Below are 21,435 nucleotides of genomic sequence, written 5' to 3'. Positions count from 1 at the left end.
TCCCCAGATTTGGATAAGATGATCCGCACAGTCAAGTCGATTATACGAATCCAAGTCAAGGAGAACATCCATCTGCAGACTTTTCTTCTGCTGGACTAAGGTCGGGCATAGGCCGGGCGTTCTCACGACAAAGAGCCTTCCCGTGAAGGAAGGCGGACTTGTCGTATAGGTTACTCCATCATCATGGACGCTCCGGGCTGCCCATCCTCTCCTCGCGATACTGCCCGGGCGTCATGCCGACAAGTTTACGAAAGGAGCGGATAAAGTTGGCGGAGTTGTTGTATCTGAGCCGTTCGGCAATTTCAACAATCTTCATATCGGACTCCGTAAGCCATTTCTTGGCTGTGTCGATTCGATACTGCGTCAAATAGTCGCTGAAGTTGACGCCGGTCTCTTGGCGGAACACCCGGCTTACATAGTGCGGATGATAGTTAATGCGGGAAGAGCATTCCTCCAGGGTCAGCTCCGAATCATATTCCCGGTGAATCATATCGATGACCGCTTCGGAGATATGCTTGAATTGACTGTCGCGGCGGTTGCTCAGCTCCCGGAAGTAAGGATGGACGAATTTGGACCAGAACCAATGCTCGATATCCTTGACGTCTCTAAGCTTGAACAAAGACTGAATGAGCGAGGCCTCATCCTCTACAATGCGTTCCATGGAAAGGGACATTTCCTGTCCGAATTTCAGGAGGTCGACCAAGAGCCGCAGTAAAGACAGCTGATAATCCTGATGCTTCATATGGGATTCGAACAGCTCCGTGATAAAATGCTTCAAAGCGAGCTCCGATTGTTCAACGTTTCCCGCCCGGATCGCATCGAACAATGCCTGCTCCCCTTCATAGGGAAACCTGTACAAATTGCTCTGCGGCTGAACGTCCTCAATAAACAATATCGATTCTTGACCGAGTCCTACCCTATACTTGAGCGAGGTCATCGCTTCATGCATCGCCAGCTGCGTTTCCGCAAGCGTGCTGAAGGGACGGCTGATGCCTATGCTCACTTTGATATCCAAGTATTGGACGATCGCTTTTTGGATTTCGTCGGCCAAGGTGAACATCTGCTCCTTGAATGCCGCTCCTTCTTTCGACGAACCATATTGTTAATGGCGAACATGAGCAAATCGCGGTCCGTCTCTTCAAACCTCGTATCCTTCAGCGTGTCGATCTGAACGGCGAGCACGCACATGGCAGGCCACGGCTGCTCCACATCGTACAAGCTCAATTTCGCTTCAAAATCCGCCGGGTGAATGGTGCCGTCAAACAATTTGTGCATGAAAAATTCCTTAAGCTGTACCTGCTGCCCCTTCAGCTCGTTCATAATGAGGGATTGATTTTTGATCAAATAGTCGACGCGTTCCCCGATCACCTGGAGCTCGCCGCTCGGCTTCCCCTCATCGATGGATGAGGGAATGCTGGTGAGTGCGGTATAGATCGATTGAATCGGACTGTACATCCGCTTCGACCCGAACCAGGCAAGAATGAGAGTAACCAGCAGGATCGCCATGCAGGCGAGTAACGTAATCCAGCCGATAATTTTATTTTGTTCGTTCACCTGCTCGTTAGAAGCTACGGAAACATAGCTCCAGCCGTTATAGGAGGACTTCCTGTAAGTAACGGTTACTTTCTCTCCATTCAGCTCGGCGGCATATTGGCCGAAAGCTTGCTCCGTGTCGAGGAGCGGCTGTAGGAACGGCTGCCCCGCCATGCTGCCACCGAGCTGCGTACGGTCGCGGTGATCGATGATTTGGAAATGCCGATCCAGAATGAACGTGTTGCCGAGCTTGCCGTTCTGATCCGGGACCATGTCCTTCATCACATTGGACGACAGCACGACACAAATCATCCCCTTGGGATTGACGGCGTTAAAGGGGTACTTCTTGACAAAATAGATTCGCAAATCATCCGGTCCGGTGGTCCAGAACGAGCCTGCCTCCCCGCGGGAAAACTGCTCCAGCTGCGGCCTGAATTCCGGGGAGCTGTATTCGTTAACTCCCTCCCCCGAGACGATCCATTTCTTGTCCAAGCTGTACAGATAAACATCCTTGATGCCAAGCTCGTACGTCTGAATCAGCGAAATGCCTTTATACAGCTCATGCACCAGCTCGAAATCATGATTCGTCAAGGGTTGATCGAAAGCGCCGGTCACTACGGGTGACTGCAGCAGCTGCGTCGCCGAGTTGTCAATCGTCCTGAGCGTCTGTTCGACCCGCATCTGCATTTGCTGCAACAGCTGCTTATTGCTCTCGTTCACTTTATCCTGTACGGCTCGGGAGGAATTGTAGTACGCAAACGTACCGAGCAAAATGACCGGGATCGTGCCGACCAAGATGGAAAATAGCATTAGCTTCAATAAATACGACGAGGACCGAAATCTCATCATGTCTCCTCCAAGTCGTTGCCCTGTCTGTGCTACAAGTTTACATGAAAACCTTGAAGTTAACTACGTAAACCTTATGGAAAAAAGGAGGAAAGGGCGTTATCTCCCTCTCCTCCAACAACTTATCTCATTACTTCGCTACTTTCGCATATTCGGCATTCATTTCCTCGATGACCTTATTCCCGCCGCTTTGCTGCCACTTCTCGACCGCCTTCTGCCAGTCGGCCTCGCTAAGCGAGCCCATGATGAATTTGACGGTAGCATCCGCAATAATCTTGGAAAGCTCCTTGCCCTTCTCAATCTCCGTGTTGGAGATAAACGGCGAGGCAGGATTCGAAACCGCCATCGTTGCGTTGTCCTGGAATTTCTTCGCAATGAGCTTCTCCAGATCGGTTCCGTAGGTCACCACTTCATTTTGCAAAATCATAAACTGATTGCTGTCATTCATCTCAGCCTTGATCTTCGCATCCTGATTCGGCTTGTAGCTGCCGTTCTCAATCGTGTAATGCTTTCCTTCGACACCGTATTTCAGCAGATTTTGATTGTCCTTCTCGGATACCTTATCGAAGTAAGTCAAAATTTGCTTGAGCTCGGCTTCGGTCTTCACGCTCGTCTTCGGTATCATGTACAAGCCCAAGTAGCCGGCGCCGGCCCGGGTTCTTTCGCCCTTCGGACCGGAGATGCGGTTGATCAAATCGATCTTGGCCGTCGGAACGACCTTCTTCACGTTGTCTTCGATATTCTTGGCGTCCAGCATATTGTCGATCCAAAGTCCGGCTTGGCCTTTATACATGACGGACCGGCCGTCTTGAACGATCGCGAAGTCCTGATTGATCAGCTTCTCGTCATACAATTTCTTGTAGAATTTCAATGTGTCCATATAAGCTTGCGTCATGTGGGCCGGAACGAGCTTCCCGTCCTTCAGCTCCCACTCGTTCGGGCCGCCCATATAAGCCAGTATGTCTTTAAAGCCTGCGATGTTATTGCCCTGCATGCCCACCGCGAGTCCGATCGTATCTGGTTTGCCGTTCTTGTCCGGATCTCCCGTTGCAAAGGCTTTCAGCACATTGTAAAGCTCATCCAACGTTTTCGGCGGCTGCAGCCCCAGATTCGTTAACCAGTCCTGACGGATCATCAGACCGAAGCGCGCCAAATCCCGCTCGCGGTACAAGCCGTATACTTTGCCGTCGATCGATACGTTCTTCAATACGATGTCCGACATTTTGCTCAGATTCGGATAGTCTTTCAGATAAGGGCCGACTTCCCAGAACATGCCGGTACGGGCGGCGTTTACAATGAAGGAGGCCTTCGGCTCCAGCGCGACAAACGTTTTCGGCAGCTCGCCGGAGGCAACGGTAGCGCTCAGTTTATCCGTATAGGTCGTGGAAGGTACCCATGACACCGTAAGCTTGGTATTCGTCTTTTCCTCGAGCTGTTTCATCACCGAGCTATCCGCAGGCATTTGCTCCGGAAAGTAGGATGGCAGCATCATCGTCAGATTAAGCGGACCTTGATTCCCGGCCGCTTCGCCGCTCTGCCCTGCAGCGGATGGCTCCTTGCCTCCGCAGGCGCTAATCACGAATGCCAGAGATGCCAGCAATGCACCGCTGCTAACCAAGGTTTTGCGAATGGTTCTCTTCATGTCTAATATCCTCCCTTTTACGTCTACTATTATATCTTCAACCCTTAACCGATCCCAGCAGTACCCCTTTGGCAAAATGTTTCTGCAAGAACGGGTACACCAGCAAGATCGGCAGAGTAGAGACAACGATAACCGCCATTTTCACGGACTGCTCAGGCGGGACGAAATCCGCTTCCATTGCCGTAGAGTCCCCGACCCCGCCCGAAGCCAAAATCACAATTTGTCTTAAGAGCACCTGGATCGGCCATTTGGTATTGTCGTTGATGTACAGAATGGCGTTGAAGAACGTATTCCAATGACCTACCGCGTAAAATAAGGAGAATGTGGCGATCGCAGGCATCGAAAGCGGAAGCACGATCCGAAAAAATATCCCAAGGTCGTTGCAGCCGTCGATTTTGGCGGATTCCTCCAGGCCGTCCGGCAGCTGCTGAAAAAAGTTACGCATAATAATGAGGTTGAAGGCGCTGATCGCGTTAGGAATCAGCAAAGACCAGTACGAATCGATCATGCCCAGCTGCTTCACGACCAGGAACGTCGGGATCATGCCGCCGCTGAACAGCATCGTGAACACGACCATCATCAAGATCGGTTTGCGGAAGTCCATATCTTTGCGGGCTAACGGATACGCCATCAAGCAGGTAAAGAAAATATTGATCAGCGTACCCGCAATTGTGATGAATATCGTAACCCCCAAGCTGCGGACAAGCGTCTGGGTGGAAAATATATACTTGTACGCATCCAGAGAAAACTCTGTCGGGAATAGGATAAATCCCCGGAGCATCAATTCCTTCTGCGTGGCGAACGAGCCGGCAATCACATAAATGAACGGGATGACGGTAAGCAAAGCGAATATGGCGAGCAGCGTGACGTTCACGCTATCGAAGATTCGGCTGCCCCAGCTTTGTTTGATCGGCATGGCGCGGTAACGCTCCTTTCCTAGTAGATTCCTTCTTCTCCAAATTTTTTCGCCAAACGGTTAGCTACGACGACAAGAATCAAACCGATCGCCGATTTAAACAAGCCGACCGCCGTACTGAAGCTGTACTGTCCTTGGCTGATCCCCACAGAGTAGACATAGGTGTCAAATACTTCACCGACATCGCGGTTCATTGCGTTCAGCATCAGGAAAATTTGTTCAAAGCCGGTATCGAGAAAATGGCCCAGCCGCAGAATGAGCAGGATGACGATCGTGCTGCGAATCGCCGGCAGCGTAATATGCCACAGCTGGCGAAGCCTATTCGCTCCGTCCATGCGAGCCGCTTCATAAAGCTGCGGGTCGACGCCGGCCAGCGCGGCAAGGAAAATGATCGTGCCCCAGCCCGTCTCTTTCCAAATGACCTCGGCTGTAATGATCGTCCGGAACCATTCATTGCTCACGAGAAAATTAATCTTTTCTGCGCCGAAGCGTACCAGCACCTCGTTGACAAGACCGCCTTCCGTCGTCAGGAAGATGTAGGCAATCCCTACAACGACAACCCGGGACATGAAGTGCGGGATGTAGACCAGCGTTTGCACGGACCGCTTCACAAATTCATGCCGCAGCTCATTGAGCATCAGGGCGATCACAATCGGAAGCGGAAAGAAAAACAAGATATTGTAGGCTGCCAGTATTAACGTATTGCGAAACAGAACGAGAAAATTGGAATCGCCGAAAAACCGTTCGAAATGCTTGAAACCTACGAACGGACTGTCCCAGAAGCCCAAATAGGGCTGATAGTCTTTAAATGCGATGAAGATGCCGTACATCGGCCAGTACTTAAAAATGAGAAAGTACAGTAGGCCGGGGAGAACCATAAAGTAAAGCCATCGGTTCCGCATAAGTCTGCCCATCATGGTCGACGACCTCTTAGCCGTAGACGCAGCGACCCGCGCTTTCATACTTGTCTGCATGCTGCTTCCTTCCTTTCAATTTCCGGTGAGATCCGTTTATGTCTGTGAAACTGCAGCTCCATCATATCCCCCGTTTTTAATTGCCGTCGATAGTCCCTGGTTGTTCAGATCACCGTTCGGTTGATGCAGAAGTCGATATTTCCCGGAAAATAGTCATGAGTTGCACTCGTTGTCTTTGCTTGCTATGACGTTGATTGTACGCAAAAAAGAGCTGCTTCGAGGAAGCAGCCCATACTCCTGTATCAACAATTACCGATCAAGAATGTCCCAGCTCGCTTGGTCAACCGTTCCGCTCTCATTCAAACGATTCGCTCGTTGAAATTTCTTTACCGCCAGCTCCGTTTGATCTTCGAAATAACCGTGGATCTCTCCGGGATATAATCCGGCTGTTTGGAGGGATTTTTGAAGCTTCTTCACATATTCCCCCTTTTCCCCTTTCCGCAGAGTGGGTTGGCATTTCCCGAGGGAGATCGAAGCCGGTACGGATACCACAGCCCTCAGCTGCTCTACTCCTCCCCATGCTTCCAATGCCTTCGACCCAGCTTCATTGATTTCATCAAGTGTTCTTAATGTATTCGGCCCTTTACCGGAACCCGGAAAGATAAGATAAATAATTTCAGCATGTTCCGTACCGCCATGTAATTTGGGATCACGGCCAAGGCCCAGGGCGCATGCGAGAGCCATTGATCCTTCTCCTAATCGATTTCCTGCACTTTGCGGCCAAGTATCGGCAAATATCGCAAAGGCCATTTTGCCGTTCCTTTGATTGATGACAACTCCAAGATCCCCAATGTTGATTTTCGCCCCTCCTGCAATCCATTTTTTGAATGCTGGGGCTGGAAGTACAAAATAAGGGATGGTTTCGGCATCGACGTATTTTTTTGGATTTCTATTTTCCAGTCCCGCCTCCGAAAGCGTTGTTTGGGAAACATAGTAGCCCGGAGCGGGATCTGTATTTCTTTGGATATATGGCCGGCCATGGACGTCCGTCGCCAAGCCATACCAATTGCCCGGACTTCCTGCATGCGCCAAACACTCCAGCCCCATCCATTTCTCCGGCTCATTGGGGTAGGCATTGCATTTTTTCCCCAAGTCGTTTGGATGGTAAGCCCAATAAGCGCCATCTGCGTCTACATGCAATTTGGATGAAAAGAATACTCCCTTTTTGCCAGGAAGCCTGTAGACCGCTATTCTTTGCTTCAGTACATCGTCATACACGTAGCCGATCGTTTCCTTGGTCGTCACGCTGCTGCGCTCTGACAATTCGCCTTGACGATGAGCCAAATATGGGGTTGCGCCTAAGTACTGAAAGCCGGACAAGTAAGGATACGGGATCTGGACAGGCATATAGCCTTGCCCGGTTACTTCGTTGATATAAACCATTCCCGCATAACCATCAAATCCACACAGCTGTACAAGCCTGTAATTACCATCATTCGCATAAGATGCCCAATAAAAGTGACATAGTCTTCCTAAACATATTTCCCTAGCAATAAGAGAAAATATGTCCGGAGCAGCTTTCTGTGTATGCTGCGGGTCGTACTGGGGAACATTCAGTGCCGGCCATCTTGTGCCATGAAACTGATTATTCGATGTCTCCATACAATCCCCCCTTGATTACACAAGAAAATAACATCTGTCTAATTTATACATCATGAATACCAAATAATTCCTAAACAAAAAAACAGAGACACTTGAAATCTACATCCAAGTTGCCTCTGCTTCAGGTTAAAATTCCGATTCCACGATCCTTATGAGCCGGCCTGCTTGCGCTCCGCGATCAGCTTCAGGACCCGATCCGGGTAGTTGGTAATGATGCCGTCTATGCCCAGCGCGAGCATTCGTTCAGCGGTTGCATCATCGTTCACCGTCCATGCCATCACGCGCTTGCCCTTTTGCTTCGCCTTGTTCATCATGTCTTGGTCGATCAATGTGCTCTTCACGCTTAATATCTCAAACTTCATGTCGTAGATCGAATCGTTGATTTGCTGCTTCGCATCGATAATCCAACCTGCCTGGAGTTTGGAGTTCAGCGATTTTGCCGTATTCACGAGGCCCAAATCCATGGAAGTGACGACACATTCATTAGCGAATTGATTGGCTTCGATTAAGTGAACGACCTTCTCCGCCAGCTGCTTCTGGTGCCCATTCTGTTTCAACTCGATGTTAAGCTTGATGCGGCCCTTGGCCAGCTTCATAATTTCTTCCAGCGCAGGCAAAGTCTCTCCTGCAAAATTCGGCTTGTACCACGCCCCTACATCGGCCTTCAGTGCCTCTGACGAATCGATCTCCCAGATCGATTTGTTGATATTCGCCGTTCGGCGCAGGTTATCATCATGCAGCAGGACGACAACCCCATCCCGGGTCTCCTGCACGTCGATTTCAGCATAGCCTGCCCCGTCCTCGATCGCCTTCAGGACAGACGCCTTCGTGTTCTCAGGGGCTGAGCCGGAGCTCCCGCGGTGCGCCATGACGAGCTCACGGCTCTTATCCTCCTGTTGTTGTACGGTTTGAGCTTGTTGTCCGCAGCCAGCCAGCACTACGGTCAGCAGCACCATCGCCAAGGCTAGAGCTGCCTGCATATTCAATTTCCTCAGCATAACGTCCTCCTGTGCTCTACATGTCCCTAACCATGTTAATGGTCAATGATCAAGTAGGCTTCAGAAGAAGATTAATTATTTGTAAAATGTTCGATGTCTTTGGGGACGGAATAATATTGTTGATGATTTCCAGAGAACAAATAGCCATCTCCAATATAAAAGAAATCCGCTGAAGGGAATTTGATCAATACAGTTTCTTTCGCTACCTCAGGTTTGATCGACCCCACATTTATCCATTTATACAACGAAAATGTAAGATAGTTAGTTGCGCTAAGCTCCTGTGATTTTTTCGTACAAGAACTGGAAGGCGGATTTCGTCTAACTGTATGTTTCCGCTTAAAGCGTGATCAGCTTCAGACAGCTGCGAATCTCCTTCACCACAGAGGCTTGGCGCCATTCCTTGCGGTATCCGAGGCAAGCGCAAATCATCTCGGTCCCTTGATCGGTATAGGTTTTGCGGTAATGAACATGGCCCATGACGCCATAGCGCACGCCGAAGCTCCGGTATAAGTCTGCATACTCGACACTGCCCAAAAAAGCGTTAAAATACGCCCACAACGGATTCGGCATCGGCACCTTAAAATACGGATGGGCCAGCATATGGGTGACCATGATCGCCGGCCTGCCGCGATACGCCGTTAAATCGCGTTCGATTCGTTCGTGGAAATAACGGTGAACGTCCCGATTGCTCATTCCCCAATTCACAAACAGGCTGTCCTGCCAGATCCTGTCCATCGCCTGCATCCGATCGAATTCTTCAACCGTATAGTCAGGTTCTCCCATCGTGTAATCGTACCAGCCCGAGCTGCCGACAATGACCCATCCGTTCTCCAATTCGTAAGGCTTTTCGCAAAGGCACCCCTCGAACGTTTGAAATTGCCGGTACAGCCGCCACGTATCCTCCGTATCGTTCCCTCTGCTCCAATAGTCGTGATTTCCAGGGACAAATAGTACGGGAATTCCGCATCGGTCCCGCAGCTTGTGCAGCACAGCGAGACTTCGGCCGGCATCGCTTGAAATATCTCCGGCAATCACCAGAATGTCAAGACCGGTTTCCGCTGTCACTTCAATCAGCGCCTCTTCAATCGGGGGCTCCCCCTTAAGCTCGTTCACATCGACATGCAAATCGGAAATAACGCCTATTCTCACGGTTTGCCCTCCATTTTCACCAGCCGATGAAAGTCATCGTAACGATTCCATTCTAACAAAAGAAACCGCTCCGTTGGCAGGAGCGGTTTCGAATTCATATTAATTTTTCGTCAAGGCATCCCGATTACTTGAATTGTTTCGCGTCGATCGCCTTTTGCTTCTCATCCAATATTTCTTGATAGCCGGCTTCGAGGAACTTTTTCTTGGCCTCCGCATACACCGCATCGAACTTATCCGGGGAAGCCATGACAACCTTCAAATACTGCTCTTGGAAGAGAGCGTTCAGGTCCGCCTTATACTCGCTCACCTTCTTGAGTACAACGGTGAACATCGCGTCCGGCGTACGATATTCAGCAGTTTGATCCCAGTATTTGATCATCTTATCAGCGAGCTGCTCGTATCCGGCAGGCGCCCAGTTACGCAGGTTCGCCTTTCTTGTTAATTCCGGCGTATTAAATTCCGCAATTTCGGTCACAAGCGCCCAGTAGTCTTTGTTGTTGTTCTGGGAAAGCTTCGATTCGCCTTTGAAATCCGCTTTCTTCACCGGCAAGCCGTCGGCATCGAGCGTATAGTTCTGGCCTTCGACGCCGTTCTGCATGAAGAACAAGTTCTGCGGCTGGCTCAGCCACTCCAGATACATCCAGACGGCTGCGCGCTCCATCTCCGACGATTTGTGATTAATGCCCATGATCAGTCCAAACGGCCAGTCGGCGCGACCTTGCGGCTTGCGTCCTTGCGGAACGCCCCAATCAGGAGGCAGCACGTCGAATTGGGCATCCGGATTGTTCTTCAGCGTTGCGCTGAACACGTCGGTATTGCTGGCCATATAGAATCCGAACGTGCCTGTCTTGCCCGCAACGAACTGAGCCTTCACCTTAGCTTCATCGTCGCGCAGATAGAACTCCTTATCGATAAGACCGTTATGATATTGATAGTTTAAGTTGCGCAGCCAGCGCTCCGTATCCGCGGTCGTGAAATCCGCGACCGCGAGATCGGAATAAAGCGCGCGGTACTTCGGATCGATCGGCCAATCCCGGAAGGCATAGCTGTAATTGAAGGAGTTTCTGGTTAAGGCACCGCTTAAGGTACCGAGTCCCGCTTGCTTCCATTTCATGAGCATTTCATTGGTCTTCTCGAGCGACGTCAGATCCTCCACCTTCATGCCGACCTTCTCGACCCAGTCCTTCCGGACAATCGTAACCCAGTTATTATAGTTCGGACGTGCGGCGAAGACGAACGTTTTCTTTCCGTCAACGGAGCCGTATTGTTCAATGGTTTTGCTCATCTTCTTCCAATAGGTCGGCGCATACTTGGCAACCTCATCGTAATTCAGCTGCTGCAGGACACCCTCGCCGTAGTAGTTAAGGGCCTGGGGCATGTCATAGTGGAAAATAATATCCGGCGCCTTGTTGGCGGCAAGCAGCTGTTCGAAATCCCTTACTTCGTTGGTTCGCGTAATCGGGATGAAATTGACTTTGATGTTGAATTTGTCTCCGAATTCCTTCTGAACATAGCGCGTATAGAAGTTGTCGGCGACATTCCAGCCTTCGAAAGCGCGTTCATAAACCGGAATATCGAGGCTGACCTTCTCGGGAAAGCCTTTCGAGTAATCATTCGAGCTCTGGCTCGAAGTTCCCGTATTGCCTGCAGACGGAGACGCTTCGTTCTCGGCTTTGCCCGTGCAGCCAGCCAATAGACCGACACTCATCACAGATGCTAATAACAATGGAAGCACTTTCAATTTACGCATCGCAATTCCCCCATATCATTAGTTTATATGCTATAGCCGCCAAAGCTTACTCCTTGACGGCTCCAAGCATTGCTCCTTGGACAAAATACTTCTGAATAAACGGATAAACGCAGATGATCGGGAGCGTCGCGAAGACAACGACCGAAGCCTTAAGCACCTCGGGATTGCTAAGCGACACATTCGTTGCCTCAAGCTGGAAGCTTTCGCTGGCCTGGATAACCAGGTAATACAGCTTCAGCTGCAAAGGCCTCAGATCCGTATTCATTTTAATGTAAAATAAGGCATCTTGGTAAGCATTCCAGCGGCCGACTGCGTAAAATAAGGAAAGCGTCGCAAGGATCGGCTTGCAGAGCGGAAGCACGATGCTGAACAGAATTCGGAAATGTCCGGCTCCATCGATGCGCGCCGATTCCTCCAGGCTGACCGGAATGCTGCTCGAAATCGCGGTCTTTAAGATCAGCATGTTGAAGGCGCTAAACGAAAGCGGCAAAATGAGAGACCAAATCGTGTCCAGCATGCCCAGGCTGTTAATCAGCATGTAGTCGGGAATGATCCCGCCGCTGAAGTACAAGGTGAACACAAAGATAAAGGTCAGCGCCGTACGGCCCTTGAGCTGCTTGCGCGATAGCGGGTAAGCCGCGCAAATCGTTACGATCATCCCAAGAATCGTAAACAGCACCGTGACGATAATGGATACGTATAGCGATCTTAGGATGCTTGCGTCGGCAAAAATTTTTCCGTAAGCCTCGAAGGTTAAGCCGGCAGGCCAGAGATACACCTTGTTAGCGATTACATAGGCGTCATTGCTTAACGATTTTGCGACCACATGCACGAACGGCAGCAAGCAAACCAGGGAGGCCGCAATCAAGGTGAGGTAGATCAGCACATCCCAGATATCAAAGCGCGATCGACGCCGTACGGTATAAGTGCCAAGAGCAGTTGTTTTCATGGTTCGCCTCCTTTCTAAATCAATCCGTCTTCACCCAGCTTCTTCGCGATCCGGTCGGCGATCAAGACGAGGACGAGCCCGATGACGGATTGAAACAGCCCGAGTGCGGTCGCGCGGCTGAAGTCGCCGCTCTCAATGCCCCAGCGGTATACCAATACCGGTATGGTGGTGGTGAATTCGGTGGTCGCCTTGTTCTGCAAGGCGAGGATCCGCTCGAAGGAACCGCCCATCACATTGCCCAAGCTCAAGATCAGCAAGGTCACGATCGTCATTCGGATCGAAGGCAGCGTCACGTTCCACATCTTTCTCCATCTGCCTGCGCCGTCGACGATCGCCGCTTCATACAGCTCCGGGTTAATGCCGCTCATGGCGGCCAGATAGATGATCGTGCCCCATCCCATGCTCTGCCATACGCCGATGAGCAAATAACTGATCAGCCAATTGGTATCCTCCTGCAGGAACGGGATCCGTACGCCCCCCAATTGCTCAATGACATTATTCACCATGCCTGTGCCTTCGCTTAAGAGCTGATAGGCGATAGCGCCGATAATAACCCAGGACAAGAAGTGCGGCAAGTAGAGGAGCGTCTGATTCACGCGCTTGAACATGAGACTCTTGACCTCATTGAGCAATAAAGCGAGCACAATCGGCGCCGTAAAGCTGAAAATCAAGTCCAAAATGTTCAGCATCAGCGTATTCCGAATGGCGCGGCTGAAGTCGGGCTTGGAGAAAATTTGTTGAAACACCTCAAATCCGACCCATTCGCTGCCCCAGAAGCCCTTCGCAATCTTATAGTTTTGGAATGCGATCGTGAGGCCGAACATCGATGCATACTTGAAGACCAGCACCATAGCCAGAGGCAGCAGCAGCAGCGCGTAGAGCTGCCAATCGCGCCGCAGAAAGTAAAGCGCTCCATACTTATTGGCTTTGGACAGCTTTAAAGCGGTTTCATTTTGGGCGGCAGAATCCGTTAGCGTTTTCACAATCTCACCTCCTGTTGCGATATGCCCCGGTTGTTGTTGTCATTGGTTCCATCCAGGTTGGTCTCATCATACCGCTCCCTCGGCCTCCCGGTAAATCGTGAGTATTGATATTCCTCATCATTTTTGATAGTTCCGCTGCCATTTCGCCATTCCGAAGCGCTCAAATAATCAATTCTGATGGGTATGATCAAAAATTAAGCTGCCTTATTCCGCACCAATGGCAGAAAAGGCAGCTTCGATGTATCCGTTATTCAAGAATAACAGCGGCTCGTTACACGCTTCACGATGTTTTCGACTTCGCCGCCTTGTAGCTGCTTGGAGGCATGCCTTCGAATTTGCGGAAAAACCGGTTGAAGCTTTGCACGTTGAAGTACCCGACCTCTAACGCAATCTGCGCGATCGTCAGCTTAGATTCCACGAGCAGCTGCTTCGCCTTCTCGATTCGCAGCAGATTGAGGTAATCGATCAGGCTTATGCCTGTAATCTCGTACACAATCTTGCGCATATAGGAGTAGCTGATGCCGATTTCCTTCGCCATCTCTTCAAAGACGATTTCGTCACGGTAGTGCTCATTCAAATAAGCAATAATGCGCTCGCCATAATTGTTGGCTTCGCCTGGAGTACGGGCAAGGTACTGCACGATCTCGCCATAAAATTCACGAAGATATTCTTCCAGCTCGTCAAGCGTATCGATCGAAGCCAGAGCGGCGTATATATTCCCTCTTCCCGCGAATATTCGCGCCGTACTCACATTATTTTCTCGAAGATGCCTGATGGTTACGCCGGCCAACTGATTGTAAATAAATAATATATTATCGTAAGAGATATATTCGGCTGAACGGATTTCACCGCCAATGATGTCCAATTCTTTGATAATGCTATCGAGATCGCCGTGATCCAGGAAGTTGAGAATCCGCCTTTCGCTGTTTGCGGGATAAATATATTTTTTGTCGCGCCCGTCCTTCGCCTTCCAGTACGTAATGCCGCCGCTTCCCGCGATCATGCGATGCTTAATGACCTCCATCGCTTCGACGACGCGGTCCGGGATCGTGTCGTTCATATCTGTCGGACTGCTTACGCCGATTGTGACGGAATGGTCCAGCAGTGCCGCCGCTTCGTCCCGAATGCTGCCGAGCGCGGCATGGATGCCGGCGCCCTCGCTTTCATATTCCGCCTGTCCGTAGTTGATGACGATCACGAAGCACCCGTCTCCTTGGTATATGCATCGTGCATATACGTCCTCCGGGAACAAGCTCTCACAATTGGAGATAAGCAAATACCGATGGTAGCTGCGTGTCTCCGGATTGTTCTTGTTCACATACTTCCTGTATCGATCTATAGAGACGACGGCGACCAGGAAATACGGGGCCGGGAACATCTCGGCTGCCTGCGGAGTCGGTTCGCCCTGCAGCAGATTATGGATCGCCAAGCTGCGGGAATCCTGTTCGCGAACATTCAGCAGTCTTTGAAGATCCTCCCCTTCTTCCTGCATTCGACGGAATGCTGCGTTGAGATAAGCGAGTTCATTCCTGCCCTCGATCCCGAGCTTGCCATGCCTGCGCAGCGTACGGACGAGCTCTCTCGCCGGCTTCGACAACCATGTCGCAAGAAAGACGGTCAGCACGGTCCCGGCAAAAATAATGACGGCGGTAAGGATAATAATATTTCTCTGCAAGGTATGAGTCTTGGTCATCAATTCATGGACGGAGTAAACGTTCACGTTGATCCACCCGAACAGCTCCGACCTGGACCACGTATAAAGCAGCCGCCCATCCTTAAGCTCTTGGAACGTATACCCCTCCGATGACGGATTGTCCAGAATCTCTCGAATAAACGGCTCCTCGCCGCCGTTCTTGAGCAGCAAGCTCTTGTCATTGTGGGAGATGATCGTGCCGTTCGAATCCATGAGCAAATAAGCCTGCTCGCTTGTCCCCGACGAACGCAAATAGTTCTCAAGCTGACTTTCCCGCATATTCACGACAATCGTGCCGCGCGTCGTTGTGGAGAGGCGGTTCAGCGGAAGCACATACGATACGACATGTACACCGGATTCCAGCTTGCGCGGATACCAGACGCCGGCAATTCCGCTTCGCTCTGCAAGCGCCTTCTGCATCCAATCGATGGACTCGTACCCCTCAAGCGTCGTTATGCCTTTGTCCGTTGACACCACATAGTCCGAATCGCTGAGGTAAAAGAATGAGGAATAGATGCCGTCGCCAATTTTATTTAAATTCAACAGATCCTGATGCACCGCAAACGCGTTGCTCACATTGTTGAAATTCGAGTTGAGCTCGGCAAACGTTTGGTACGGGCGGATCCGGTCGAAGCTATGGGTATCGGCGAGACGTATCGTGTTCTGGGCGATGACGTTCAGCGCATTTTCGTTGAGACTGCGGCTGACGTTCAATCCGGCGAGCGACGATTCCGCAATGGCGCGCTCGGAATTCCGCAAAATTTGGTCGCCGCTGTACCATGTTAAGATCGCCGTAGGAACGGCCATAACACAGAACAGGATCAAAGCCAGTTGAAGCATCATCGGAAACCGCTTCATAGGGGCCCCCCATCTATGTGTTTGTTAAACGCTTACACAAGCTGTACAGGAATATCATACAGGGTTGCCGGAAGTATCGGCAACCCTGTATCGTAATTTTTTTGATCGCTGTGACACCAGCTTGGCTAAACCTCCTATTTTGATTTGATACAAAAATTCCTTTACATTCCGAATCCCCCAATTGTTTACAGCATACATTTTCCTTGTATGACTTATGCGAGGAGTGGTTACCGTGGAGGAGATGAAACCATTCGGCGAACTTGTTGTTAGTGTTTATCGAGAAGGGAACCTCGCTCCTATTTCCGGAGCTCAAGTAGAAATTAGCGATATGAACGGCAATGGCGTCCAACGTCTGCAGACCGATGAGTTCGGTATTATCCAAACCGTCGCTTTGCCTGCGTTGCCTAATCGTAACAACCGCAGCGACAATACGTCTGGAGCTCAAGCAGTGCAGGGCAAATATAACGTTACTGTCAAACATCCTCGTTATGAAACGGTTCGTCTAGAGGGTGTTCGCATCTTGGAAGGTTCGAAAGCCATACCGGAGGTTCATCTTTCTTCCGTAAGAAGCGAAGGCTTGCCCGTAATGAAAACATTGAAACTGGAGGATCCCGAACCTCCCGTAGTCAAAATAGGACAAAATCCATTTAATATTTCCGAGCTTACCGTCAACTCGCACGCCATAGTAAAATCATTGAAGCTTCCAATGTCCCACCATCATGTTCCTTACCATCACAACCCCCACCCGCCTATCGGCCTCACCATTCCCGAGACAATCCGATTGCATGTATTTCCCAAGGAAGGTACTAACGAGCCTGTACGTACGGTTGTCGTTAAATTTGTGGACTATATTAAAGGTGTCGTCCATCAAGAGCTTGACGGATTTACTGAAGATGAAGCCATTAAAGCGAATATCATTGCATTCGTTTCCTTCACTTTAAACCGCTATTACACGGATCATTATAGAAACCAGAATAAAAATTATCATATCACGAATGATCCTTCGGTCGATCTCGGCTTTATAGAAAGACCTACTATGCAAGAACCTCTTGTCAGGAATACGGACGCATTCTTTAGTCAATTTATCGAATACCCGGGTCACCCGCATTTCCCTTTTTTGGCATTGCATTGTACATCGGGCTGCGCTAATGAAGGAAAGTTAGATATGGAGCAAAGCAGGATTCTAGCCAGGGAGGGGAAAGATCACGTTCAGTTGATTAAACAATTTTATGGCCAAAACTATAATCCCCGTTCCGCGGCTTTCATCATGATCAATAATCAATTTTATACCTTTATAAATCCGTTGAAGTTGGGTGATTCCGGTGGGCGCGTGCAAGAGATTCAAACCTACCTTGATGCAATAGGTAAAAGTTATGGTCTTCAGGTTTTAAGAAGGGCGGTTGAAGAGAATGGACGCTTTGGAGAAAAAACACTTAAAGTGGTTAAAGCTTATCAGCAATATGTGCTGAAATGGAAAGGTAATAAAATTACGGGAGTCGTCGATCAAGCAACATGGTATAACCTATTAACGAATTATTATATAGCGATTAACAGTCCATCGCGCAATGATCATGCTTTCGATTTTCCGGCTCCACCTCCCCCTGCACGTCTGGAAGCGCAAACGCCAACCGGCGAGCTTGTCGTAAGCGTTTATCAAAAGGGAGACCTTACCCCCATTCCCGGGACCCAAGTAGAAATCAGCGATATGAGCGGAAACATCATCAGACGTTTGCAAACCGACCAATTCGGCAATATGGAAGCTATGACTTTACCTGCCTTGCCTTCGGATATTCGCAGCGAGAACGCCGGCGGAGCCCCAGCGGCGCAAGGTAAATACATCATCACCGTAAAGCATCCGAATTACGAGCAAGTGCGTGTAGAATATGTAAAAATACATGCAGGCTCAAGAGCTATACCCGAGATTCATCTCACTCCGGCGCGAATGGAAGATACGTCCGCGATCAAAACGATCAAAATCGACGATTCCAAGCCCACCGCAGTCAAACGTCCTGAGAATCCTTATAATATTTCGCAGCTTTCCATACATCCTCAATTATTTTATAGCACCTATAAGTTTGCTCATGGATACGAACCGAATCCACACCCTGTTATTGGTTTAGTTATTCCCGACACGATACGATTGCATTTAATTGTGAAACGGGATCTCATTACCGGCAGGCTTATTCGAACCCAAGCACGAACCATTGAGGTTCCATTTGTCGACTATATTAAAGGCGTGCTTCATAAAGAAATTAACGGATTTACGGAAGACGAGGCGATTCGGGCGAATGTCATTGCAGTCGTATCTTTTACATTAAACCGTTATTACACAGAGTTTTACCGCAGACAGGGTAAAGATTATCACATTACGGACAACACAGGCATCGATCATGATTTCGACGAGCATCATCTGGCTAACGCACAAGAACCGCTTGTCCGAAATATCGAGGAGTTCTTCAACAAGTATATTGAATATCCGGGCGATCACTTTTTCCCATTTTTATCACAATATTGAAATGGCACCAGCATTAAGTGTGCAGGAAAAAAACAGATGGAGCAAACCCCGGCCAGATTAATGGCAAGAAGAGGTAAATCGCACCTGGAAATCATTAAGCATTTTTACGGCAGCCATTTTGAAACGACCTTCGCCGCTCAAATCGTTATCCATAATGAACTATATAGCTTTATTCCCCCGCTGAGTTTAGGCGATACGGATAAGCAGGTAGTAAACATTCAACACTATCTTGACGTCATTGGCAAAAAATACGATCAGGCGGCTTTCTCCGCTGCTGTGGACGAAAACGGACGATTCGGGGAAAAGACGAAAGAGGCGGTCACACTTTTTCAGAAGCATTTCATGAAACTGACTCCTGACAATATAAATGGAGTCCTCGATTTAAAAACGTGGTATGCACTGTTAACTCGTTATTTGAAGGCTGTAAATAACGGAAATCAGCGAAATGCTGCCTCAGCTCGTTATTTTATGCCAATTCCTCAATATGGGCTGGTATGTCGATCGTTTCTGACTCCCTACGGACCTCAACAGTTTTGCTACTACACTTATTCTTGGGAGATGATTGCCTGTCGATCTCCCGGGTGAGCCGCGACGGCTGTTCAACGATGTTATAATACAAGGATTGGTTTGTCAGCCTACAGCTATCTTCATGAGGTGACTACGGTTCATGTTGACGAAGCGGGAAATCCGATTGTAACTCCTCTTCTCATCATTTCCCGGCTATACATGTACGAAAGAGAGGGGCAAAGCCCCTCTCTTTCCATGCAGCCCCGCTGACGATGTTATTTGCCCGGCAGGAATTTTAATGTATACGCATTGTCGATCGGTTCCGCTTTCTTGAGCACCCCCACCTCAATCAGCTGCTTCTGCAGCTCCTCCCAGCGGGCTTTGCTCATCGTTCCGGTGCCATTCGTCGCCGCATCGCCGCCAAAAGCGAATTCCACCTGCTTCTGAGCGCTGAACTTCATCATATCGATGCTCATGTCGGGATTTTTCTCCTGGATTGACGGGTTGATTTCATCCGAATGATCCTTGTAGTAATCCCATCCTTTAACGGTCGCTTCTACGAAAGCCTTGACCTGGTCCGGGTGCTCGGCGATCATTTTCTCCGTCGTAAAATAGACGCCTGCGTAGATGTTATAGCCGGAATCGGCGTTCAGCAGCGTCCCGAATTCAACGCCCTGCTGCTGGAGCGTGTACGATTCGGAAGTGATGTATCCTTGCGTGACGGCCTGCGGATCGTTGACGAAGTTGACGAGCGAGCCGGTATATTTCATCTCCTGCGCTTTGTCCAGCTTATATTTATTTTTCATAAACAGCCAGAAGCTTGCGGTCGAAGCGACATATACTTTGCGGCCGTTCAAGTCGCTGAAGTCTTTCAGTCCGGAGCTCTTGTGATAGAACAGCGCCTGCGGGCTCTTCTGGAAGGCGGTGGCGATCGCTACGACCGGGACGCCCTCTTGCCTGGCAACAAGAATATCGTCGGCATTAGCCATGCCGAATTCCGCTTTGCCGGAAGCTACGATTTGCGTGGAGGAGACTTGCGGACCGCCCGGCATCAGCGTCATATCGAAGCCGGCATCCTTGTAGAACCCTTTGGCGAGTGCGGCAAAATTGCCCCCATGCTCCGGCTCGGCGAACCAGTTGAGCACCAATGTCGCTTTTACCGGCGTTTTCGGCTCGGCGGACGCCGCCGGACTGGCGGCGGGTGTTCCGGCTCCTCCGGCTGCCGGGGCGGCTGCATTCTGGCCGCAGGCGGCAAGCAAACTCATCGATACGGCCATGATCAACGTGTAAGTGAATCCCCGTTTGCCCTTCATCATCTTCATCGTCTCTTCCCCTCCACAATCTGTAGGATGGATTGCTGTTTCTGGCTCTATCTTATGTGCCCGTCACCTACACGTCAATATTCATAACATCGACTTTGTAACCAAATACAATCCGGCAGGAAGTTTTTGTTCAGCTCTACAAGAATAAGCCGAATCCATCCAAAATGGGAGTGTGTATCTGACATGAATTTAACATCTATATCGTCCCTACCACTACCCCCAGCTCTCGCAACCACCTTCGATACGCTACCGAGAAGCGATCGACGCGGTGATTCAGCTCCGCCTGCAGGTCGAGCGGCAGCAGCTCCGGCTTCTGCGTTTCGATGACGCGCGCATCCTGCTCGAACACGATATTTTGAAATTGAATGAAGTTGGCGTCATCCACATCGAATCCGTAGTTTCTCGAGACCATCATAAACACAAGACACTCGTTCGCCGTAACCGGCGTGACCGACAGCATGATCCAGAGCGTCTGCCCGTTGCTCGGATCCGTTTTGGACAGACGTGCCCCCAGCGCCCGATACACTTCTTTGCGGTACATGTACGTCGTCCCTTCTCTTTTATCGGATCCGGAATGCGCCACCGGCTGAAAGATCGGCACGTTCTCGATATAAATCCGGCCGTTCTCTTTGACAACCTCAATGTCCGGCAGCTCGGCATGATCCGGATGGCCCAGCAAGTTTTGGTGAACGAACATCAAATGGGCGAAATCGGTGAAGTTCTCGATGACTCGCGTCCCTGCCGCCTTTACTTTATAGGGACCGCACGGAAGCGGGCGATAGGCGGGATCGGCAAATTCCTCAAAATGCGGCACCCCGTCCCCCGGCTCGCCCAGACATACCCACACGAAGCCGTATTTTTCCTCGCACGAATAAGAGGACGTCTTGGCTCTAGGCGGAATTCGCTCCCCCTTCGGCTGAGCCGGTATACAGACGCACTGTCCGTTTCCGTCGTACTGCCAGCCATGATACGGACAGACGACCGTTCCATCCTGCAGCCAGCCCTCGGAAAGCATCGCTCCGCGGTGAATGCACAAGTCTTGCAGCGCATGAACGCCATGTTCGTTGCGGAACACGACGACCCGTTCCCCAAGCAGCTTCACTCCGATCGGCTTATCGGTCAATTCGGATGCCAAGCATACGGCATGCCAATCGTGAACCAACACCGGATCGTGCAATCTTCCTAACTCCATAGCTCA

General features: G+C 50.1%; 16 protein-coding genes. 2 read left to right on the top strand and 14 right to left on the bottom strand.

What is annotated here, in order from left to right:
• Positions 1-181: 181 nt before the first annotated feature.
• From ACFFK0_RS05790 to ACFFK0_RS05735, 12 genes are all read right to left on the bottom strand, one after another.
• Entirely contained in the window at positions 182-1,051 is an 870-nt protein-coding gene (locus tag ACFFK0_RS05790) for a helix-turn-helix transcriptional regulator (RefSeq protein ID WP_377469013.1), read from the bottom strand.
• Positions 1,000-2,382 carry a cache domain-containing protein gene (locus ACFFK0_RS05785; RefSeq protein ID WP_377469011.1) on the bottom strand — a complete coding sequence of 461 codons (1,383 nt, stop codon included), beginning with the start codon at positions 2,380-2,382 and terminating at the stop codon, positions 1,000-1,002. The genes ACFFK0_RS05790 and ACFFK0_RS05785 overlap by 52 nt, the downstream gene beginning before the upstream one ends.
• 127 nt (positions 2,383-2,509) lie before the next feature.
• Positions 2,510-4,021, bottom strand: coding sequence for an extracellular solute-binding protein (locus ACFFK0_RS05780; RefSeq protein WP_377469010.1), 1,512 nt, complete (start codon positions 4,019-4,021; stop codon positions 2,510-2,512).
• 37 nt (positions 4,022-4,058) lie between these two features.
• A complete protein-coding gene (locus ACFFK0_RS05775) occupies positions 4,059-4,937 on the bottom strand; it encodes a carbohydrate ABC transporter permease (RefSeq protein ID WP_377469009.1) in 879 nt (292 codons plus the stop codon).
• 20 nt (positions 4,938-4,957) lie between these two features.
• A complete protein-coding gene (locus ACFFK0_RS05770) occupies positions 4,958-5,911 on the bottom strand; it encodes an ABC transporter permease (RefSeq protein ID WP_377469008.1) in 954 nt (317 codons plus the stop codon).
• 249 nt (positions 5,912-6,160) lie between these two features.
• The gene (locus ACFFK0_RS05765) at positions 6,161-7,513 is read right to left on the bottom strand and encodes a peptidoglycan-binding protein (protein WP_377469007.1); all 1,353 of its coding nucleotides are present in this window, start codon (positions 7,511-7,513) and stop codon (positions 6,161-6,163) included.
• 149 nt (positions 7,514-7,662) lie between these two features.
• Positions 7,663-8,511, bottom strand: coding sequence for a glycerophosphodiester phosphodiesterase (locus tag ACFFK0_RS05760; protein ID WP_377469006.1), 849 nt, complete (start codon positions 8,509-8,511; stop codon positions 7,663-7,665).
• A gap of 336 nt (positions 8,512-8,847) precedes the next feature.
• Positions 8,848-9,660, bottom strand: a complete 813-nt coding sequence (locus ACFFK0_RS05755; RefSeq protein ID WP_377469005.1) for a putative phosphoesterase — start codon at positions 9,658-9,660, stop codon at positions 8,848-8,850.
• Between the two features lie 124 nt (positions 9,661-9,784).
• On the bottom strand, positions 9,785-11,410 hold the full coding sequence (locus ACFFK0_RS05750; RefSeq protein WP_377469004.1) for a type 2 periplasmic-binding domain-containing protein: 1,626 nt from the start codon (positions 11,408-11,410) through the stop codon (positions 9,785-9,787).
• 46 nt (positions 11,411-11,456) lie between these two features.
• The gene (locus ACFFK0_RS05745; protein ID WP_377469002.1) at positions 11,457-12,359 is read right to left on the bottom strand and encodes a carbohydrate ABC transporter permease; all 903 of its coding nucleotides are present in this window, start codon (positions 12,357-12,359) and stop codon (positions 11,457-11,459) included.
• A 14-nt stretch (positions 12,360-12,373) separates the two neighbouring features.
• The gene (locus ACFFK0_RS05740; RefSeq protein ID WP_377469001.1) at positions 12,374-13,342 is read right to left on the bottom strand and encodes an ABC transporter permease; all 969 of its coding nucleotides are present in this window, start codon (positions 13,340-13,342) and stop codon (positions 12,374-12,376) included.
• A gap of 280 nt (positions 13,343-13,622) precedes the next feature.
• Positions 13,623-15,893: a helix-turn-helix domain-containing protein gene (locus tag ACFFK0_RS05735; protein WP_377468999.1), complete on the bottom strand. Its 2,271-nt coding sequence runs from the start codon at positions 15,891-15,893 to the stop codon at positions 13,623-13,625.
• Positions 15,894-16,134: 241 nt separating this feature from the next.
• On the opposite strand from ACFFK0_RS05735, the gene ACFFK0_RS05730 reads away from it, so the two are divergent.
• Together ACFFK0_RS05730 and ACFFK0_RS05725 are read left to right on the top strand one after the other, a co-directional pair.
• Positions 16,135-18,408: a peptidoglycan-binding protein gene (locus ACFFK0_RS05730; RefSeq protein WP_377469020.1), complete on the top strand. Its 2,274-nt coding sequence runs from the start codon at positions 16,135-16,137 to the stop codon at positions 18,406-18,408.
• 36 nt (positions 18,409-18,444) lie between these two features.
• Positions 18,445-18,993, top strand: coding sequence for a peptidoglycan-binding domain-containing protein (locus tag ACFFK0_RS05725; protein WP_377468998.1), 549 nt, complete (start codon positions 18,445-18,447; stop codon positions 18,991-18,993).
• A 197-nt stretch (positions 18,994-19,190) separates the two neighbouring features.
• On the opposite strand, the gene ACFFK0_RS05720 is transcribed toward ACFFK0_RS05725, so the two are convergent.
• Positions 19,191-20,237, bottom strand: a complete 1,047-nt coding sequence (locus tag ACFFK0_RS05720) for an ABC transporter substrate-binding protein (RefSeq protein ID WP_377468997.1) — start codon at positions 20,235-20,237, stop codon at positions 19,191-19,193.
• Between the two features lie 196 nt (positions 20,238-20,433).
• A complete protein-coding gene (locus ACFFK0_RS05715; protein WP_377468995.1) occupies positions 20,434-21,429 on the bottom strand; it encodes an aromatic ring-hydroxylating dioxygenase subunit alpha in 996 nt (331 codons plus the stop codon).
• Between the last annotated feature and the right edge of the window lie 6 nt (positions 21,430-21,435).

The sequence above is a fragment of the Paenibacillus chartarius genome, from assembly GCF_042432825.1.
In the GTDB taxonomy this organism is placed as follows: domain Bacteria; phylum Bacillota; class Bacilli; order Paenibacillales; family NBRC-103111; genus Gordoniibacillus; species Gordoniibacillus chartarius.
Note: the sequence above shows the minus strand (reverse complement) of the source record. Positions and strands in the feature narration are given on the sequence as shown.

What these genes read in the sequence shown, in the direction of transcription:
- ACFFK0_RS05785 (WP_377469011.1), bottom strand. Translation starts at nt 2,382, where the DNA reads ATGATGAGATTTCGGTCCTCGTCGTATTTATTGAAGCTAATGCTATTT.
- ACFFK0_RS05780 (WP_377469010.1), bottom strand. Translation starts at nt 4,021, where the DNA reads ATGAAGAGAACCATTCGCAAAACCTTGGTTAGCAGCGGTGCATTGCTG.
- ACFFK0_RS05775 (WP_377469009.1), bottom strand. Translation starts at nt 4,937, where the DNA reads ATGCCGATCAAACAAAGCTGGGGCAGCCGAATCTTCGATAGCGTGAAC.
- ACFFK0_RS05770 (WP_377469008.1), bottom strand. Translation starts at nt 5,911, where the DNA reads ATGCAGACAAGTATGAAAGCGCGGGTCGCTGCGTCTACGGCTAAGAGG.
- ACFFK0_RS05765 (WP_377469007.1), bottom strand. Translation starts at nt 7,513, where the DNA reads ATGGAGACATCGAATAATCAGTTTCATGGCACAAGATGGCCGGCACTG.
- ACFFK0_RS05760 (WP_377469006.1), bottom strand. Translation starts at nt 8,511, where the DNA reads ATGCTGAGGAAATTGAATATGCAGGCAGCTCTAGCCTTGGCGATGGTG.
- ACFFK0_RS05750 (WP_377469004.1), bottom strand. Translation starts at nt 11,410, where the DNA reads ATGCGTAAATTGAAAGTGCTTCCATTGTTATTAGCATCTGTGATGAGT.
- ACFFK0_RS05745 (WP_377469002.1), bottom strand. Translation starts at nt 12,359, where the DNA reads ATGAAAACAACTGCTCTTGGCACTTATACCGTACGGCGTCGATCGCGC.
- ACFFK0_RS05735 (WP_377468999.1), bottom strand. Translation starts at nt 15,893, where the DNA reads ATGAAGCGGTTTCCGATGATGCTTCAACTGGCTTTGATCCTGTTCTGT.
- ACFFK0_RS05730 (WP_377469020.1), top strand. Translation starts at nt 16,135, where the DNA reads ATGAAACCATTCGGCGAACTTGTTGTTAGTGTTTATCGAGAAGGGAAC.
- ACFFK0_RS05725 (WP_377468998.1), top strand. Translation starts at nt 18,445, where the DNA reads ATGGAGCAAACCCCGGCCAGATTAATGGCAAGAAGAGGTAAATCGCAC.
- ACFFK0_RS05720 (WP_377468997.1), bottom strand. Translation starts at nt 20,237, where the DNA reads ATGAAGATGATGAAGGGCAAACGGGGATTCACTTACACGTTGATCATG.
- ACFFK0_RS05715 (WP_377468995.1), bottom strand. Translation starts at nt 21,429, where the DNA reads ATGGAGTTAGGAAGATTGCACGATCCGGTGTTGGTTCACGATTGGCAT.